Source organism: Dactylosporangium sp. CS-047395 (assembly GCF_050942185.1).
Lineage (GTDB): Bacteria > Actinomycetota > Actinomycetes > Mycobacteriales > Micromonosporaceae > Dactylosporangium.
The window spans coordinates 3,948,261-3,964,007 of record NZ_CP192015.1 but is presented as its reverse complement, the minus strand read 5'-3'; the positions used below and the strand labels follow the sequence as shown (position 1 = coordinate 3,964,007).

Genomic DNA, 15,747 nt, shown 5'->3' with positions numbered 1-15,747 from the left:
TTTGTCTCGCGGGTCTCGGGTTTCGCTTGTTCGCGGGTCTCGGGTTTCGCTTGTTTTGTTTTGTTTCGCGGGGGCCTTACAGCGGCAGTCGATACACCGAGACGTGCGACGCCGACTCTCCCGTGAACTCGGCGCCGGTCCAGTCGGCGTGCCGGGTCTCCAGCGTGAACCCGGCGAGCTGCCCCATCAGATCGAGTTCGGCCGGCCAGATGTACCGATGCGGGCTGCGCGTCAACCGAGCCTGCCGCCCCCCGCCGAAGTCGAACGTGAAGTGGTGCGACACGATCCGCTGATTGAGCACGTCGAAGGTGTCGAGCCCGACATACCCAGGCTCCGACCCGAACACCACGGCACCCTGACCGGGCGGAAGGCGCCGCAGGTCGGGCACCCACAGCTCCACCACGAACCGCCCACCCGGCCCAAGATGCCGGGCCGCGTTGCGGAAACACGCGACCTGCTCGGCCTGGGTCAGCAGATTCGAGATCGTGTTGAACACCAGATACACCAGGCTGTACTCCCCCGGCGCCCTCACATGCGCCATGTCCCCCGCCACCACGGGAATGGTCCCCTCGTCCACCTTCTCGCGCAGACGCCGCAGCATCGGCCCGGACAGCTCAATCCCCGTCACCGGCACACCGGCCGCGCGCAACGGCACCGCGATCCGCCCCGTCCCGATCGCGAACTCCAACGCCGCCCCACCCGAGGCCAGCGCCGCGAGCCGACTCACGGCCGGCTCCACCACGCCCGGTGCGAACATCCCCTCACCGGGGGTGTCATAGGCATCGGCGATCTCGTCGTCCCACGGCTCGTCAGGTGACATGCCTCGACCCTTCCGGACCACGGCACCCCATGTCCACCAATTACGGCCGAACGGCGGTATCGCCCACCGGTCAACTCGCCACCGTGACGGCCTCGCCCCACTGGCGCCACTCGCCCCACGGGTCAGCTCGCCAGCGTGACGGCATCACCCCACTCACCCCTCGGGTCAGCTCGCCAGTGCGGCGGTATCACCCCACCGGTCAGTTTGGCCGTGTAGCGGTGTCGTGAACGCGGTCCCGTAGTCGACGGCGAGCAACGCGGACATCCGGACAAGGTCGACGATCAATACACGTCCCGGACGTAGCGTTTGTCGGCCGACAGCTGTTTCACATAGGCCGCGGCGGCGCCGGGATCCATGGCACCGTATGCGGCGACGATCTCACGCAGCGTGGCGTCGACGTCCTTGGCCATGCGGGTCGCGTCGCCGCAGACGTACACGTGGGCGCCGTCCTGGAGCCAGGACCAGAGGATGGCGCCGTGTTCACGCATTCGGTCCTGCACGTACACCTTCGCGCGCTGGTCGCGGGAGAACGCCAGGTCCAGCCGCGTGAGGACGCCCTCCGCGCGCAACTGGTCGAGCTCGCGCTCGTGGTAGAAATCGGTTTTCCGCCGCTGCTCGCCGAAGAAGAGCCAGTTCGCCCCGCGGGCACCACGGGCCTGTCGCTCATGCAGAAACGCCACGAACGGCGCGACCCCGGTCCCCGGCCCGATCATGATCATCGGTACCGAGTCGTCGGCAGGCGGCCGGAAATGCGGCGACCGCTGCAGAAACACACGCAGTTCGGTATCCGTTCGCGCATCGGCGAGGTACGTCGAGCACACCCCCTTCCGCACACGCCCGGCCTCGTTCTCGAACCGCACGACGGAAACCGTGGTCGCCACCCGTGCCGGATCGACCAGCGGCGTCGAGGAAATCGAGTACTGCCGGGGTTGCAGCCGCTTGAGCACGCCGACCCACTCGTCCGGGCCGGCCTTGACGAGATGCTCGGCAACGACATCGATGGCTTGGCGCCCCCACGTGTACTTCGCGAGCTCACCCTGATTGTCCGGCCGCAGGAGTGTCCGCAGTGGACTCTCCAGCCCCCGCTCGGCGACAAACCGCATGAGCGCCGGGGTGATCCGCGTGATGTCGAGCCGGTGCAGCAGAGCGTCGCGCAGCTCCATCTCGCCGCCGACGTCCACCATGGCCACCGGATCGAGCCCGGTGACGCTCAACCACTCGTCCACAAGGGACGGACAGTTGACTGGCCACACACCGATCGCGTCGCCGGCCGCGTAGCCGAATGCGCTTCCGACGTCGAACGTGAACTCGCGCACCTCCTTGGCCGAGCCGGCACCGCTCAGCAATCGGTTGCCGCTCAGCCTGGCCATGACCACCTCGCCACGACCGCCCGCGCGCGGCACGGACACCGCCGACGCCGGAATGTGCGTTTCCGGCAGTTTCCGTGCGGACATGCGCGCCGCAGACACCGCAGGATCGAAACTGCGCGCCACGGAAACAGCCGGCATGGAAGTGTGCGCCGCCCACACGGGCGGCCCGGAAGCGCGCGCCGCCGACACGGGCAGCCCGGAAGCGTGCTGCGCGGAAATGTGCGCCGCCGACACGGCCGGCCCGGAAACGGGCGGTGCGGAAACGGACGGCGCGGAAGTGTGCCCGGCGGACGCGGGTGGGTCGGCAATGCGCAGGCTGTGCAGCACGGCTTCGAGCCAGCCGTGGGCGGCGGTTTCGAAGTCTGGCTCGCAGTCGACCTGGGGTGTGATTCGTTCGCCGCCGAGTTGGGCCAGGCGGGCGTCGAGGCGGCGGCCGTGGCCGCAGAAGTCGGCGTAGCTGGAGTCGCCGAAGGCCAGCACGGCGAAGCGGCGGCCGTCGAGGCGTGGGGCGTCGGCCTGCAGGGAGTCCCAGAAGGCGGCGCCGTTGTCGGGGGCGTCGCCGTCGCCGTACGTGCTGGTGATGAGCAGGAGGTCGTTCGCTCCGCCCAGTAACTCGCCGGCGTCGGTTGTCATGTCACGTAAATTGGGCCGCCAGCCCTCTTCCGACAGGCGGCGGGCCACCTCGGCGGCGAAGTCCTCCGCGTTGCCGGTCTGCGAGGCCCACAGGACGTCAACCGTTCGCACCTGCTCGTCGACACTTCGCACCTGCTCGTCGACACTTCGCGCCTGCTCGTCGACGGTTCGCATCTGCTCGTCGACGGTTCGCAGGTGCTGGTCGACGCGGAGGTGCGGCGGGCCGGGAGCCGGGTTCGTCCGGTCGTCGGCGGCGGTCGGTCGGTGGTGGATCCCGGCCAGGTAGCCGTTGACCCAGGCCGCGCGGGCCGGATCGAACGGGGCGTCCGCCGGCAAGCGGGGCACCATTCCCGGCGCCGGGGGATGCTTGGTGAGGGCGTTGAGGAAGCCGCCGAGGTACATCCGTTCGGGCTCGGTGAACGACGGCGGGCCGAGTTCGAATCCGTCCTCTGTGCCGAGTTCGAATCCGTCCGCAGTGCCGCGTTCGAGTCCGTCCACAGTGGAGTTAGCCGGGACGAGGTCGGTCGGTGGAGCGGTGGGCACCACCCGGGTCAGGCGGACTGCGCAGGCCTTCAACTCCGGCTGGTAGGAGATCGGGTCCACGGCGTCGGAGGTCAGGGCGTTCACGGCTAGGTCCGCCCCGAACATGTCGTTCCAGTGGAACGGGGCGAAGCAGTCGCCCGGACGCACAGTGTCGGTCACGGTCGCGGGCAGGACGGCGCGGCCGCGGCGGGAGGTTAGTTCTACCTGGTCGCCGTCGGCTAGGCCCAGCATTGTTGCGTCGGCTGGGTTGAGTTCGATGTAGGGGCCCGGGTTGAGTTTGTTCAGCTTCGCCACCCGGCCGGTTTTGGTGAGGGTGTGCCACTGGTGCGGTACGCGGCCCGTGTTGAGCAGGAAGGGGAAGTCGTCGTCCGGCAACTCGTGCGGGTCCAGATGGGGGCGCGGGAAGAAGACGGCGCGGCCGGTGGGGGTGGCGAAGGTGAGGGCGGAGGCAGTGCGGTACCGGATGGGATTGCGGCTCTTGGAATCGGGTGGGGCGGGCCACTGCACGGGCTCCCGGCGGAGTCGCTCGTAGGTGATGCCGCGCAGGTCGTAGCCGGTTTGTGGGTTGTGGAAGGCGCGGATCTCGGCGAAGACGTCCTCGGCGCTGCCGTAGCTGAAGGCGTCGCCGTAGCCCATGGCGACCGCGACCCTGGCGATCAGCTCCCAGTCGGGCAGGGCCTCGCCCGGCGGGTCGGCGGCGGCGCTGACGAGGGTCAGGTTGCGCTCCGAGTTGATCATGATGCCGTCGATCTCGGACCACATGGCGGCGGGGAGGAGGACGTCTGCAAAGGCGTTGGTCTCTGTTTGCGTGAAGGCGTCCTGGGCGATGACGAGTTCGGCGCGCTCCAGGGCGGCGGTGACGGTCGCGCGGTTGGCGACCGAGGCGACCGGGTTCGTGCAGATGATCCAGCAGGCCTTGATGTCGCCGGCGGCCATGCGTTCGAACATGTCGATCGTGCCCTTGCCGACGTCCGTTCGCACGGTGCCCGGCGGCAGGTTCCACACCTGTTCGACGAACGCGCGGTCGGCGTCGACCAGGACCGAGCGCTGGCCGGGCAGGCCGGGGCCCATGTACCCCATCTCGCGGCCGCCCATCGCGTTGGGCTGGCCGGTGAGCGAGAACGGGCCGCTGCCCCGCCGGGCGATCGCGCCGGTGGCCAGGTGCAGGTTGATGAGCGCGTTGGTGTTCCAGGTGCCGTGGGTGCTCTGGTTGAGGCCCATGGTCCAGCAGCTCATCCACTCCCCCGCGGCGCCGATCGCCTCCGCCGCCGCGATCAGGTCCGCCTCCGGGATGCCGGTGATGTCCGACACCACCGCCGGCGGGTAGTCGGCCAGGAACTCGGGCATGGCCGCCCAGCCCTCGGTGTGCGCCGCGATGAACTCCTCGTCGAGGTGACCGTTCGTGAGGAGCAGGTGCAGCAGGCCGTTCAGCAGGGCCAGGTCGGTGCCGGGCCGGATCTGCAGGAGCAGGTCGGCCTTGGCGGCGGTCGCGGTGCGTCGCGGGTCGACCACGATGAGTTTCGCGCCCGCGCGCATCCGGTCGAGCATGCGCAGGAAGAGGATCGGGTGACAGTCGGCCATGTTCGAGCCGATCACCAGGAACACGTCGGCGTGGTCGAAGTCGTCGTACGAGCCGGGCGGGCCGTCGCTGCCCAGTGACAGCTTGTAGCCGCTGCCGGCGCTGGCCATGCACAGCCGCGAGTTCGATTCGATCTGGTTGGTGCGCACGAAGCCCTTGGCCAGCTTGTTGGCCAGGTACTGCGCCTCGAGCGTCAGCTGCCCGGACACGTAGAACGCGACGGCGTCCGGCCCGTGCTCGTCGATGACGGCGCGCAGCCGGTGCGCCGTGTGCGCGATCGCGTCGTCGACGCTCGTGTCGCGCATGGGGCCGGCGCGGTCGGGCCGGATGCGGGCCCGCTCGAGGCGGCCGGGCGCCGCGAGCATCTCGGCGCTGGTCGCGCCCTTCGTGCACAGGCGGCCAGCGTTGGCCGGGTGGTCCTTGTCGCCGGACACCTTGCGCACGCGCCGGCGTCCGTCGGGGTCCGTCGCCACGTCGAGGACCATGCCGCAGCCCACCCCGCAGTACGAACAGACCGTGCGGGTCTGCGTCACGCGGCAGACGGTACAAACGCTGCGTTTCGACAAGGGCGCACAAAGGCGCACAGTCGCGTCCGGAGCGATGTGAGGCCGGAGGGTCAGCCGGTGAGCGTCTGGTGGGTCAGGTCGAGCTGGGTGCGGTACCAGCTGATCTTTTCCCGGATGCGTTCCTGCTCGTCGCGCAGGGCGGCGATCTTGGACTCGATGTCGCGGTCGTGTTCTTCGAGGAGCTCCGCGCGCTCGGCGAAGGTGGCGTCGCCGCCGCGGGCCAGTTCGGCATAGCGCAGCATGCGGGCGATCGGCATGCCCGTGTCGCGCAGGCAGCGCAGGATGCCCAGCCAGGTCAGGTCGTCGTCGGTGAAGACGCGCTGGCCGCCGGCGTTGCGGTCGACGCTGTCGAGCAGGCCGATGCGCTCGTAGTACCGCAGCGTGTCGAGCGAGAAGCCGGTGCGCTCCGCCGTCTCACCCGGGGTGTATGTCATCCCTCAGTTGTACAAGCAAGCGGGCCGGCAGGTGCCCGTCATATACCTGTCATAACCATGGTGACCGATTTCAACCCTTCCTTGACCAGCGAAGGATGAGAAGGTCAGGCAAGCAGAAGGTTGACAGCGGTCGAACTTTTCCGAGGAAGCTCCTGAGCGCTGTTGCCACCAGGCAAGAAGCGCGACGATCAAAGCGTGACAGAAACCACCGTGGTGCTTGTCCTGGTGATCGTGACCGCCCTCGGGTTCGACTTCACCAACGGCTTCCACGACACGGCCAACGCGATGGCCACGTCCATCGCCACGAAGGCGCTGCGGCCGAAGACCGCTGTGCTGCTGTCGGGCATCCTGAATCTCATCGGCGCGTTCCTCAGTGTCGAAGTCGCGCTCACCGTCACCAACGCGGTGGTGAAGATCCAGAACTCCGACGGCACACCGAAGGCGAACCTGCTCGAAGGCGGCGGATTCGCCCTCCTGCTCATCGTTCTCGCCGGCCTGGTCGGCGGGATCGTCTGGAACCTGCTGACCTGGCTGCTCGGTCTGCCGTCCAGTTCGTCGCACGCGCTGTTCGGCGGCCTGGTGGGCGCGACGATCGCGGGCCTGGGCTGGGCCGGGGTCAACTGGAACGGCAACGGCACCAAGCTCGACGGGCTCGTCGGCAAGGTCCTGCTCCCCGCGGTCATGTCGCCGATCATCGCGGGCGTCATCGCGGCGGTCGGGACCTGGCTGATCTACAAAGTGGTCGTCGGCGTCGCGCAGCGGTTCACCGACAACGGCTTCCGCTGGGGCCAGATCGGCTCGGCGTCGCTGGTGTCGCTCGCGCACGGTACCAACGACGCCCAAAAGACGATGGGTGTGATCACCCTCGCGCTGATCGCGACCGGCGACTGGACCGACACCAAGAACATCCCGTTCTGGGTCAAGGCCGCCTGCGCGCTCGCCATCGCGCTGGGCACCTACCTCGGCGGCTGGCGGATCATCCGCACGCTCGGCAAGGGCCTCGTCGAGATCGCCCCGCCGCAGGGCATGGCCGCCGAGGCCTCGTCCGCCGCGGTCATCCTGGTCTCCAGCCACCTCGGCTTCGCGCTGTCGACCACGCACGTCGCGACGGGCTCCATCCTCGGTACCGGCGTCGGCAAGCCCGGCGCGCAGGTCCGCTGGTCCGTGGCCGGCCGCATGATCCTCGCCTGGCTGATCACGCTGCCCGCGGCGGCGATCGTCGGCGCCGTCATGTGGTTCATCGGCAACCTCATCGGCGGCCTGGCCGGCGCCGTCGTGGTCTTCCTGATCCTCGTCGCGCTCGCCGGGTACATGTACTGGCACTCGCGCAAGAAGCCGATCGACCACAACAACGTCAACGACGAGTGGGAAAACCCGAACCAGCGGGACGAGCTCAAGACCGAGGTGACTGCCTGATGTCGCAGAATCTGCAGTTCGCGCTCCAGGCCGCCTGGAAGGTCCTGCTCGTCGGCCTGCTGCTGGGCGCCGGCCTGCCGACCCTGTTCGCGCTCGGCGTGCGCTCGCTCGCCTGGGGCGCGGGCGGCAGCGCCGAGGTCACGGATGACGGTACCGTCGCCAAGGCCAACCCGATCGGCACGGTCCTGGGCTGGGTGTGCTTCGTCGTGGTGCTGCTCGGCGTCGCGCTGGGCATCACCTACATCGTGGCCAGCGGCTTCGGCAAGATGCTGAGCTTCGAGCACGTCTTCCCGACCATCGTCGACAAGAAGTAGGGGGCTCCGTGAGCGACTCCCGCTCCAACTTCCTGGTCCGCGCCGTTGACTGGCTGCGGGCCGGGTACCCGACCGGCGTGCCGCGCCAGGACTACGTGGCGCTGCTCGGCATCCTGCGGCGCAAGCTCAGCGAGGACGAGGTACGCAAGATCGCCCGTGAACTGGCCGGCCAGTCGAACCCGGGCGACCCCATCACCACCGAGGACATCGAGGCGATGGTGAAGGAAGAGGTGTTGCAGAACGCGACTCCCGAGGACGTCGTGCGGGTGTCGGCGCACCTCGCCGCCGGCGGCTGGCCGCTGGCCGATCCGCCGCACGAGGACTGACGCTTTCCTGCCTGCAACGGCCCGGCGCGCTTCGGCGTCGCCGGGCCGTTTCACGGTGTGCGGTGCCGCCTCAGGTGTCGTACTCCCCGCTGTCCCACGGCGGCGCGAAGGCCATGTAGTTGCCGGGGTGCAGCTCGACGTACCAGTCGATGTCGCCGTCCTCGTCGTCCTCGTCGTCCTCGTCGTCGCGCGGGATGAGCCCGAACGCGGTGCCGAACCGTTCGACGGTGAACGGTGCGATCTCGATCCGGTCATACGTCACGTCGCCGAGTTCCCGCAGCCGCTGCTCGTAGGTGGCCGTTCGGGCCGCGAGGTCCATCGTGCCGCGCGGGCCGAACGTGTCGATGCGCGCTTCGAGCAGTTGTCCGTCCGGATCGAACAGATACAGCGCGACGAACTCCTCGCCGGCGTCCCCGCCGAAGCCCGGGCGGAACGGGGTGGTGAGGAAGAACTGGCGGCCGTCGCTCGTATGGCCGATGTGCTTGGCGTGGTAATCGTCGTGATCGATGGCGATGCGCTCCGGCGGCGGCCAGATCGTCACGGTCTCCCCCTTTTTCCGCCCGATGCCGATCGTCACCCTAGCCCGGCGCCGGCCCGCGCCGTGCTCCGGATGCACAGGAAGAACATCGGTCGGCGAACCGATGTGGTCAAGATCGGCGGCGTGGTTACATCCGGTGTCGCCGATGGGCGTGGAGGGGTGGTCCGGATGACCGACGTGGCGTTCGCGGGGGACGGGGCCGGGGAGGGCGAGCTCTCCTGGGGCCAGCAGGACATCTGGCGCGCGATGGTGCGGCAGGAGTCCTGGATTCCGAACGGGGCGTGGGGCCCGCTGCCCGAGGGAACCACGCTCGACGAGGTGCGGGACCGGCTGCGGTACCTCATGAGCCGCTTCCCCACCGCCCGCACCCGGCTGCGGTTCCGTGACGGCGCCGGCCCGCTGCAGGTGGTGGCCGACCGCGGCGAGGTCGCGCTCGACATCGTCGACGCGGCCGCCGGCGAGGACCCCGCGGCGCTGGCCGAGCGGACGCGGCTGAAGCTGCAGGAGGACCCGTACGACTTCGAGCGCGACTGGCCGATCCGCATGGCCGTGGTGCGCCAGAACGGCGCGTTCACACATCTCGTCGTGGTCATGTGCCACCTCGTGACCGACGCGTTCGGCGCCGGCGTGCTGCTCGAGGAGCTCGACAAGCGCCCCGAGACGCCGGTGCCCGACCTGCAGCCCCTGGAGCAGGCCCGATGGCAGGCCTCCGCACCCGGGCAGCGGCAGCACACGATGGCGCTGCGGCACTGGGAGGCGATCCTGCGCGAAATGCCGCTTCGACGGTACCCGCAGTCGCGCGCACCCCAGTCGCCCCGGCACTGGCGCGGCGAGTTCCAGTCGCCGGCGCTCAGCATGGCCCTGCGCTCGGTCACGGCCCGGACCGGCGTTCCCGCCGCGCCCGTGTTGCTCGCCGTGTTCGCGATCGCCCTCGCCCGGGTCACCGGCCTCAATCCGGTCGTCGTGCGCCCCATGGTGAACAACCGTTTCCGTCCCGGGCTGGACCGGATCGTGTGCATGCTCGCCCAGTACGGTCTGTGCCGCCTCGACATCGCCGGCCTCACCTTCGCCGAGGCGTTCGAGCGGGCTCGAAGGTCGGCGCTCAGCACGTACAAACACGCGTATTACGACCCGGCGGGACTGGACGCCCTGATCGAACGGGTCACCGCCGACCGCCCGGGATTGCAGCTGCCGTCCTACTTCAACGACCGCCGCGACGACGCCGCGCTCGCGGGCGCGCCGGTGCCGGGCGACGAGGACATCGTCCGGGCCGCGCACACGGGCACGTTCACCTGGACGACCAAGCAGGACGTGCCGTTCGAGCCGCTCATCGTGCACATCGACGAGCTCCCGGGGGCAACGCAGGCAATCGTTTTCTGCGACACGCACGCGATCGCCCCCGACGACGCCGAGGCGCTGCTGCGCGGGCTGGAAGCGGTCGCGGTCGAGGCGGCCTTGGACCCGGACGCGCCTACCGGGGTGTCGTGAACGAGAACAGCTCGCAGGTCATGTTGTAGTACCGGTCGGTCTGCCCGAGATGGCGCATACCGATCCGCGCGCAGACGGCCTGGGACGCGGTGTTCTCCGGATAGGTCACCGCGAGGACCTCGTCGAACAGGCCCTCGCCCAGCACGCGGGCGGCCGCCTCGGTCGCGTACCCGTTGCCCCAGGCGTCGGGGTGCAGGTACCAGCCGATCTCGGTCTCGCCCGACGGCCGCAACGGCAGGTCCGGCCCCGACGCGAGAATCCCGATGAGCAGCAGCGTCCCGAGCGGCACGTCGTCCTCCCGGCGCCGGACCGACCAGACGGCGTGCCGCCCGTCGTCGTACCCGCGCCAGCGCGCGATCGTGGCCCGGGCGTCGTCGAGGTCGGTGAGCAGCCGGGGGCGGGCGCCGATCCAGCGCTGCACCTCCCACCGCGAACACATGTCGAGCACGAACGGGGCGTCGTCGTCGCGCCATTCGCGTAGCAACAGCCGGTCGGTGGTCAGCTCCCGCACTCCTCCGATCGTACCGACGCCGGCCCGATCGGTGCGCCGGTTGCGGGGGGCTCCTCTTGTACCGACGCGGGCTCGTCTGGTGCGCCGGTTGCCGGGACCTCCGACCGTACCGATGCCGGCCCGTTCGGCTCGCCGGTTGCCGGGACCTCCGACCGTACCGACGCGGGCTCGATCGGTTCGCCGGTTGCCGTGCCTGAGCCGACGTGCGCGAGGTTGTAGCCGTCTGGATAGGACTTGGTGACGATGCCGTCGGCGAATAGTGGCGTCGTGCGCGGACGCGCGAAGAAGCGCAGCAGCAGCGCGCGGACGCGCAGTGCGGTGTGCAGTCCGGCCCGCGCCCACAGCGGCGGCCGTGGCACGTCGTACGCAGCGCGCAGCGGCTCGTCGTACAGCGCGCCGATGAGCGCGTCCGCCGCACCCCGCAGCCGGGCCGGGATGCGGCCGCGGAGCAGGTCGCGGGTCGTCCGCTCGATCTGCGCGGCCTCCGGCGTGGGGTGCAGCTGGGCGCGCTCGTACTGCTCGAGGTACGCCTCGAAATCGCCGAAGCTGTCCGGCAGGTCGCGCACGCCCATCAGGCGGCCGACCCGGCGATAGAAGACGGCCGCCGCCTCCCGTTCGTTCGCGGTGGGGCGGCGCCAGCCGTACCGTCGCAGCCAGCGCATCGGGATGACTACCAGCGCGGCGAGGACGTAGATGCTGTCGCCGTTGTCCAGTGCGAAGCCGCGGTGCGCGTCGTTGAGCCGGCGGATGGCCAGCTTCCCGCGCGCGGATTCGGTGCCGTGCAACAGGATCTCGTACATGATGATGCCCGTGTCATCCGCCCGTTTGCGCGGCGAGCGCAGGATCGCGCCGGTCGCGACCAGCTGACGGGCGACCCGCGGCAGGGCGAACGAGCGGTTGAACGCGAGGTTGAACGCCATGCGCATGTCCCACGGGAACTCTTCGGTGAGCGTGAGCCGGTGGATCGCCAGGTGGTCGGCGACCGGATCGAGCGCCTCGATCCTGCGCGCGTTGTCGAATCGTCCCCGCATGGCCCCGAATTCTACGAACCGGCCGCATCCCGCCGCGGCCGGCGTTGCGCCCAGACTGCGGCCCAAACACCCGGCCGCATCCAGCGGCATCCAGCCGCATCCGGCCGCGGCTGGCGTTGCGTGCGGACCGCGGCCCAAGCACCCGGCTCCATCCAGCCGCATCCAGCCGCGGCCGACGTTGCATGCGGACCGCGGCCCAAATACCCGGCCGCAGCTGGCGTTGGCGTGCGGACCGCGGCCTTAAAGCGGACCGCACGGCCCTATAAAGCGGACCGCGGCCTAAAAAGCGGCCGCGTTCAAGTATCGACCCGCCAGGTCGCGGAGGAAGTCGCGCAGTTCTGGCGGTTCGAGCACGGTGAACGGAATGCCGACCTTGCCGAGGTAGGTCACGAGGTCGAACAGCGAGTCGGTGCCGGTCGCCAGTTCGCAGGCGTCGTCGCCGAGCGGGGTGAGGCGGCCCGAGGTCGGTGTGCTCCAGTCGGCGAGCGCCGCGGCCGGGGCGGCGAAACGGATCCGCGCGCGGTAGCGGAACGGCGCCGCGGTCACGCCCCGCAGCACGTGGGCGGCGGCGTCGCCGCCGGGAGGCTCACGCGGTACAAAATGGCGCACCGGCCCTTTTAACGGCAGGGGCGTGATCCGGTCCGCGCGGAACGTGCGCCAGTCGCGGCGGTCGCCGTCGAACGCGAGGAGATACCAGCGGCGGCCGGTGTAGACGAGGGTGTGCGGTTCGACGTCGCGGGTGCTCGTTTCGCCGTCGTGGGACGCGTATTCGAACACCAACCGCTCGTGTGCGTGCGCGGCCGCGGCGATCGTGGTGAGTGTGTCGACGTCGACGACCGGGCCGCCGCCGGCCGCGGACACCGTGGTGCTGCGCAGGGCGTCGACGCGCGGGCGCAGCCGGCGCGGGAGGGTGCGTTCGAGCTTGCTCAAAGCCTGCAGCGACGCGTCCTCGATGCCGGCGACGCTCCCCGCCGCGGCCGCGCGCAGACCGACGGCGACCGCGACCGCCTCGTCGTCGTCGAGCACGAGCGGTGGCAGCGCGTTGCCGGCCGCGAGCCGGTACCCGCCGCCGGGGCCGGTCGTCGAGTCGACCTGGTACCCGAGCTCGCGCAACCGGTCGACGTCGTGTCGCACCGTCCGCGTGGTGACCTCCAGCCGCGCGGCCAGCTCAGCGCCCGTCCACTCCCGGCGCTGTTGCAGGAGCGACAGCAATTGCAGCACTCGAACGAGCATTGAGGAACGATATCTTCCGCAATCGGCGCGACGATGGGGGCATGACATTCCGAGGCATGGCCACCGTCTCCTACTACGCCGCCGACCACGCCGCCGCGCGCGACTGGTACACGCGGGTCACCGGCGTCGAACCGTACTTCCTCCGCGACGGTTACGCCGAGTGGCGGCTCGGCGACCGCCAGGCCGAGCTGGGCCTGGTCGACGCCCGCTACCGCGCCCCGGGCACCCCGACCGGCGCCGTCGGGGCCGTCCTGTACTGGCACGTCGACGACATCGAGGCCGAGCTCACCCGATTGCTTGAATTCGGCGCCATTCTGCACGACAAGCCGCAGGACCGCGGCCAGGGCTTCATCACCGCCACGGTGCTCGACCCGTTCGGCAACCTGCTGGGGATCATGTACAACCCGCACTACCTGGAGATGCTGTGACCGCGCAGACGATGGACGCCCCGACCTTCGACGCGTGGCTGGCCGGCACCACGGAGCGCGAGGTCTGGCTGGTCCTGGCCCGCAAGGGCCACCCGGGCCTGACCGCCGCCGAGGCGCTGGACATCGCCCTCTGTCACGGCTGGATCGACAGCCACCGCCGGCGGCACGACAATCGCCATTTTCTGCAGCGGTACTCCCCGCGCCGCCCCGGCAGCCCCTGGTCCCAGGTCAACGTCCAACGCGCCGAGTCCCTCGAGGCCGCCGGCCGGATGCGCACCGGCGGCGACGCCGAGATCGCGGCCGCGCGCACGGACGGGCGGTGGTCGGCCGCGTACCCACGGCAGTCGGACGCCGAAATCCCGCCCGCCCTGACCGACGCGCTCGCGGCCGATCCACGCGCGGCGGCGACGTTCGGGGCGATGTCCCGCAGCAGCCGGTACGCCATCATGCTCCCGCTGTTCAAGGCCCGAACCGACAAGACTCGCGCCACCGCGCTCACCCGAATCCTGCGATCGTTGACCTGAAGCTGTCGATTCGCGCGGCCGGCGTTCGACAAAGGGGTGCACGACAATCGGGAAATCGTGAAGGAGAGCGACATGGCGCAGTACGCGGTGCTCATCCACGCGGCCGACTCGGCCCCCGAGGGCTCGGACGAGCTGCGGGAACACGACCGGCACGCGCAGGACCTGGAGTCCTCGGGCGGCCTGGTGGCGGCCTTCGCGCTGGAACCCGCGGCGACCGCGACCACACTGCGCGCCGACACGGTGACCGACGGCCCGTTCGTCGACGCCAAGGAGGTCATCGCCGGCTTCTACGTCATCGAGGCGCCCGACCTCGACGCCGCGTTGCGGATCGCCCGCGGCAACCCGGTCCTGCGCATGGGCGGCGCCGTCGAGGTCCGCCCGGTCGCCGGCGGCTACGTGCGCCCGACGGCGTGAGCGTTTCCGGACAGCTCGCCGATGCGCACCGTCGCGGGTGGGGCCTGGTCCTCGCCGCGGCGGTGCGCGTCACCCGCGACATCGACCTGGCCGAGGAGTGCGTCCAGGAGGCCTACGCGTCGGCTTTGGCGACCTGGCCCGTCGACGGCGTCCCGGCCAACCCGATCGGCTGGCTGACCACCGCCGCCAAGCGCCGCGCCATCGACGGGATCCGCCGCGAGCAGGTGTACCGCACCAAGCTCGCGCTCCTCGCCGTCCCGCCGCCGCCCGAGGAACCCGCGCCCGACCTGCTGGGCCTGATCTTCACCTGCTGCCACCCGGCCCTGTCGCCGGAGGTCCGACCGGCCCTGACCCTGCGCCTCGTCTGCGGCGTCTCGACCGCCGAGCTCGCCCGCGCCTTCCTGGTCGCGGAGCCGACCATGGCCGCCCGCCTGACCCGCGCCAAGAAGAAGATCACCAAAGCGCGCATCTCGTACCGTATGCCGGACGCAACCGACCTTCCCGACCGTTTGCGGGCGGTGCTGGAGGTCGTGCACTTGCTGTACACGACGGGACACACCGCGACGACAGGACCTGCTCTGCTGCGCAATGACCTCGCCGACCTCGCGTTGTATCTGGCGCGCACGCTGAGCGAGCTGATGCCGGACGAGCCGGAGACGCAGGGGCTGCTCGCGTTGTTGCTCGCCACCGACGCGCGCCGCGCCACGCGCACCGACCCCGGCGGCCGGCTGATCCGCCTCGAGGATCAGGACCGGTCACGCTGGGACTGGGCGGCGATCGCCGAGGCGGACACGCTGATCGTCCGCGCCCTGCGCGCCGGTCGCCCTGATCGCGCCGGTCGCCCTGGTCACCCCGGCCGCGCCGGTCGCCCCGGCCGCTACACGCTGCAGGCCGCGATCGCCGCCCTGCACGCACAGGCGCCCACCTTCGAGCAGACCGACTGGCCGCAACTGCTGCGCTTGTACGGCGAACTGCTCACCATCTGGCCGTCGCCCGTCGTCGCCCTGAACCGGATCGTGCCGATGTCACGCGTTCACGGCCCGGAACACGCTTTGCGCGCCCTCGAAGTGCTGGCCCACGACGAGCGGCTGGCGGGCTACCAGTACCTGCCGGCCATCCGAGCCGATCTGCTCGAGCGCTTGGGCCGGCACCCCGAGGCCGCCGCCGCGTACCGCGAGGCGCTCGCCCTGACCACGAACGAGCCCGAGCGCGAGTTCCTCACCCGCCGCCTCGACACCGCCTAGAGACAACTCAACCCCGCGTAGAGACAACCCGACCCCGCGTAGAGACAACTCGCCGCTGCGTAGAGACAACTCAACGCCGCATAGAGAGTCGAGCACCCGTCCTCCAGCGACTTCGGCCAAGCGCGGGTCATGGCTGCGGACGAGGCAACTCGACACCGCGTAGAGACAACCCGACCCCGCGTAGAGAGTCCAGCACCCGTCCGCCAGCTACTTCGGTCAAGCGCGGGTCATGGCCGCCGACGAGGCAACTCGACACCGCATAGAGACAACCCGGCGCCGCATAGAGACAACCCGACACCGCGTAGAGACAACTCAACGCCGCGTAGAGAGTTGAG

At 70.3% G+C, this 15,747-nt stretch carries 15 protein-coding genes; 8 read left to right on the top strand and 7 right to left on the bottom strand.

Annotated elements, in window-relative coordinates:
• Nucleotides 1-76: 76 nt before the first annotated feature.
• From ACQP00_RS18610 to ACQP00_RS18600, 3 genes are all read right to left on the bottom strand, one after another.
• Nucleotides 77-820 (bottom strand): methyltransferase domain-containing protein, encoded by a 744-nt coding sequence (locus tag ACQP00_RS18610; protein WP_433220724.1) that lies wholly within the window; start codon nucleotides 818-820, stop codon nucleotides 77-79.
• Nucleotides 821-1,101: 281 nt separating this feature from the next.
• The gene (locus tag ACQP00_RS18605) at nucleotides 1,102-5,430 is read right to left on the bottom strand and encodes a molybdopterin-dependent oxidoreductase (RefSeq protein WP_433223888.1); all 4,329 of its coding nucleotides are present in this window, start codon (nucleotides 5,428-5,430) and stop codon (nucleotides 1,102-1,104) included.
• 131 nt (nucleotides 5,431-5,561) lie between these two features.
• Complete coding sequence (locus ACQP00_RS18600) at nucleotides 5,562-5,945, bottom strand: MerR family transcriptional regulator (RefSeq protein WP_433220722.1); 384 nt, start codon at nucleotides 5,943-5,945, stop codon at nucleotides 5,562-5,564.
• 195 nt (nucleotides 5,946-6,140) lie between these two features.
• On the opposite strand from ACQP00_RS18600, the gene ACQP00_RS18595 reads away from it, so the two are divergent.
• Genes ACQP00_RS18595 through ACQP00_RS18585 form a run of 3 tightly spaced genes read left to right on the top strand, consistent with a single transcriptional unit; the run spans nucleotide 6,141 to nucleotide 8,001 of the window.
• Nucleotides 6,141-7,361, top strand: a complete 1,221-nt coding sequence (locus ACQP00_RS18595) for an inorganic phosphate transporter (protein WP_433220720.1) — start codon at nucleotides 6,141-6,143, stop codon at nucleotides 7,359-7,361.
• Nucleotides 7,361-7,675 carry a hypothetical protein gene (locus ACQP00_RS18590; protein ID WP_433220718.1) on the top strand — a complete coding sequence of 105 codons (315 nt, stop codon included), beginning with the start codon at nucleotides 7,361-7,363 and terminating at the stop codon, nucleotides 7,673-7,675. The genes ACQP00_RS18595 and ACQP00_RS18590 overlap by 1 nt, the downstream gene beginning before the upstream one ends.
• An 8-nt stretch (nucleotides 7,676-7,683) precedes the next feature.
• A complete protein-coding gene (locus tag ACQP00_RS18585; RefSeq protein ID WP_433220716.1) occupies nucleotides 7,684-8,001 on the top strand; it encodes a DUF3349 domain-containing protein in 318 nt (105 codons plus the stop codon).
• 70 nt (nucleotides 8,002-8,071) lie between these two features.
• Here ACQP00_RS18585 and ACQP00_RS18580 read toward each other — a convergent pair whose 3' ends face one another.
• The gene (locus ACQP00_RS18580; RefSeq protein ID WP_433220714.1) at nucleotides 8,072-8,542 is read right to left on the bottom strand and encodes a hypothetical protein; all 471 of its coding nucleotides are present in this window, start codon (nucleotides 8,540-8,542) and stop codon (nucleotides 8,072-8,074) included.
• Nucleotides 8,543-8,707: 165 nt separating this feature from the next.
• Between ACQP00_RS18580 and ACQP00_RS18575 the strand changes: the two genes are divergently transcribed.
• The gene (locus tag ACQP00_RS18575; protein WP_433220712.1) at nucleotides 8,708-10,027 is read left to right on the top strand and encodes a condensation domain-containing protein; all 1,320 of its coding nucleotides are present in this window, start codon (nucleotides 8,708-8,710) and stop codon (nucleotides 10,025-10,027) included.
• Here ACQP00_RS18575 and ACQP00_RS18570 read toward each other — a convergent pair.
• The 3 genes from ACQP00_RS18570 to ACQP00_RS18560 form a co-directional block, all read right to left on the bottom strand.
• Complete coding sequence (locus tag ACQP00_RS18570; RefSeq protein WP_433220710.1) at nucleotides 10,011-10,538, bottom strand: GNAT family N-acetyltransferase; 528 nt, start codon at nucleotides 10,536-10,538, stop codon at nucleotides 10,011-10,013. The genes ACQP00_RS18575 and ACQP00_RS18570 overlap by 17 nt on opposite strands.
• Nucleotides 10,526-11,569 (bottom strand): oxygenase MpaB family protein, encoded by a 1,044-nt coding sequence (locus tag ACQP00_RS18565; RefSeq protein ID WP_433220708.1) that lies wholly within the window; start codon nucleotides 11,567-11,569, stop codon nucleotides 10,526-10,528. Before ACQP00_RS18565 ends, ACQP00_RS18570 begins: the two co-directional genes overlap by 13 nt.
• Before the next feature lie 279 nt (nucleotides 11,570-11,848).
• Nucleotides 11,849-12,802: a helix-turn-helix transcriptional regulator gene (locus ACQP00_RS18560; RefSeq protein ID WP_433220706.1), complete on the bottom strand. Its 954-nt coding sequence runs from the start codon at nucleotides 12,800-12,802 to the stop codon at nucleotides 11,849-11,851.
• 41 nt (nucleotides 12,803-12,843) lie between these two features.
• Here ACQP00_RS18560 and ACQP00_RS18555 point away from each other — a divergent pair, with 41 nt between their 5' ends.
• The 4 genes from ACQP00_RS18555 to ACQP00_RS18540 all read left to right on the top strand — a co-directional run bounded on the left by ACQP00_RS18555 (nucleotide 12,844) and on the right by ACQP00_RS18540 (nucleotide 15,412).
• On the top strand, nucleotides 12,844-13,230 hold the full coding sequence (locus ACQP00_RS18555; RefSeq protein ID WP_433220704.1) for a VOC family protein: 387 nt from the start codon (nucleotides 12,844-12,846) through the stop codon (nucleotides 13,228-13,230).
• Nucleotides 13,227-13,754: a YdeI/OmpD-associated family protein gene (locus ACQP00_RS18550; protein ID WP_433220702.1), complete on the top strand. Its 528-nt coding sequence runs from the start codon at nucleotides 13,227-13,229 to the stop codon at nucleotides 13,752-13,754. The genes ACQP00_RS18555 and ACQP00_RS18550 overlap by 4 nt, the downstream gene beginning before the upstream one ends.
• A gap of 72 nt (nucleotides 13,755-13,826) precedes the next feature.
• Nucleotides 13,827-14,168 carry a YciI family protein gene (locus ACQP00_RS18545; protein WP_433220700.1) on the top strand — a complete coding sequence of 114 codons (342 nt, stop codon included), beginning with the start codon at nucleotides 13,827-13,829 and terminating at the stop codon, nucleotides 14,166-14,168.
• A complete protein-coding gene (locus tag ACQP00_RS18540; RefSeq protein WP_433220698.1) occupies nucleotides 14,165-15,412 on the top strand; it encodes an RNA polymerase sigma factor in 1,248 nt (415 codons plus the stop codon). Before ACQP00_RS18545 ends, ACQP00_RS18540 begins: the two co-directional genes overlap by 4 nt.
• The last annotated feature ends 335 nt before the right edge of the window (nucleotides 15,413-15,747 follow it).

What these genes read in the sequence shown, in the direction of transcription:
- ACQP00_RS18600 (WP_433220722.1), bottom strand. Translation starts at nt 5,945, where the DNA reads ATGACATACACCCCGGGTGAGACGGCGGAGCGCACCGGCTTCTCGCTC.
- ACQP00_RS18575 (WP_433220712.1), top strand. Translation starts at nt 8,708, where the DNA reads ATGACCGACGTGGCGTTCGCGGGGGACGGGGCCGGGGAGGGCGAGCTC.
- ACQP00_RS18555 (WP_433220704.1), top strand. Translation starts at nt 12,844, where the DNA reads ATGACATTCCGAGGCATGGCCACCGTCTCCTACTACGCCGCCGACCAC.
- ACQP00_RS18605 (WP_433223888.1), bottom strand. Translation starts at nt 5,430, where the DNA reads ATGGTCCTCGACGTGGCGACGGACCCCGACGGACGCCGGCGCGTGCGC.
- ACQP00_RS18610 (WP_433220724.1), bottom strand. Translation starts at nt 820, where the DNA reads ATGTCACCTGACGAGCCGTGGGACGACGAGATCGCCGATGCCTATGAC.
- ACQP00_RS18590 (WP_433220718.1), top strand. Translation starts at nt 7,361, where the DNA reads ATGTCGCAGAATCTGCAGTTCGCGCTCCAGGCCGCCTGGAAGGTCCTG.
- ACQP00_RS18565 (WP_433220708.1), bottom strand. Translation starts at nt 11,569, where the DNA reads ATGCGGGGACGATTCGACAACGCGCGCAGGATCGAGGCGCTCGATCCG.
- ACQP00_RS18560 (WP_433220706.1), bottom strand. Translation starts at nt 12,802, where the DNA reads ATGCTCGTTCGAGTGCTGCAATTGCTGTCGCTCCTGCAACAGCGCCGG.
- ACQP00_RS18545 (WP_433220700.1), top strand. Translation starts at nt 13,827, where the DNA reads ATGGCGCAGTACGCGGTGCTCATCCACGCGGCCGACTCGGCCCCCGAG.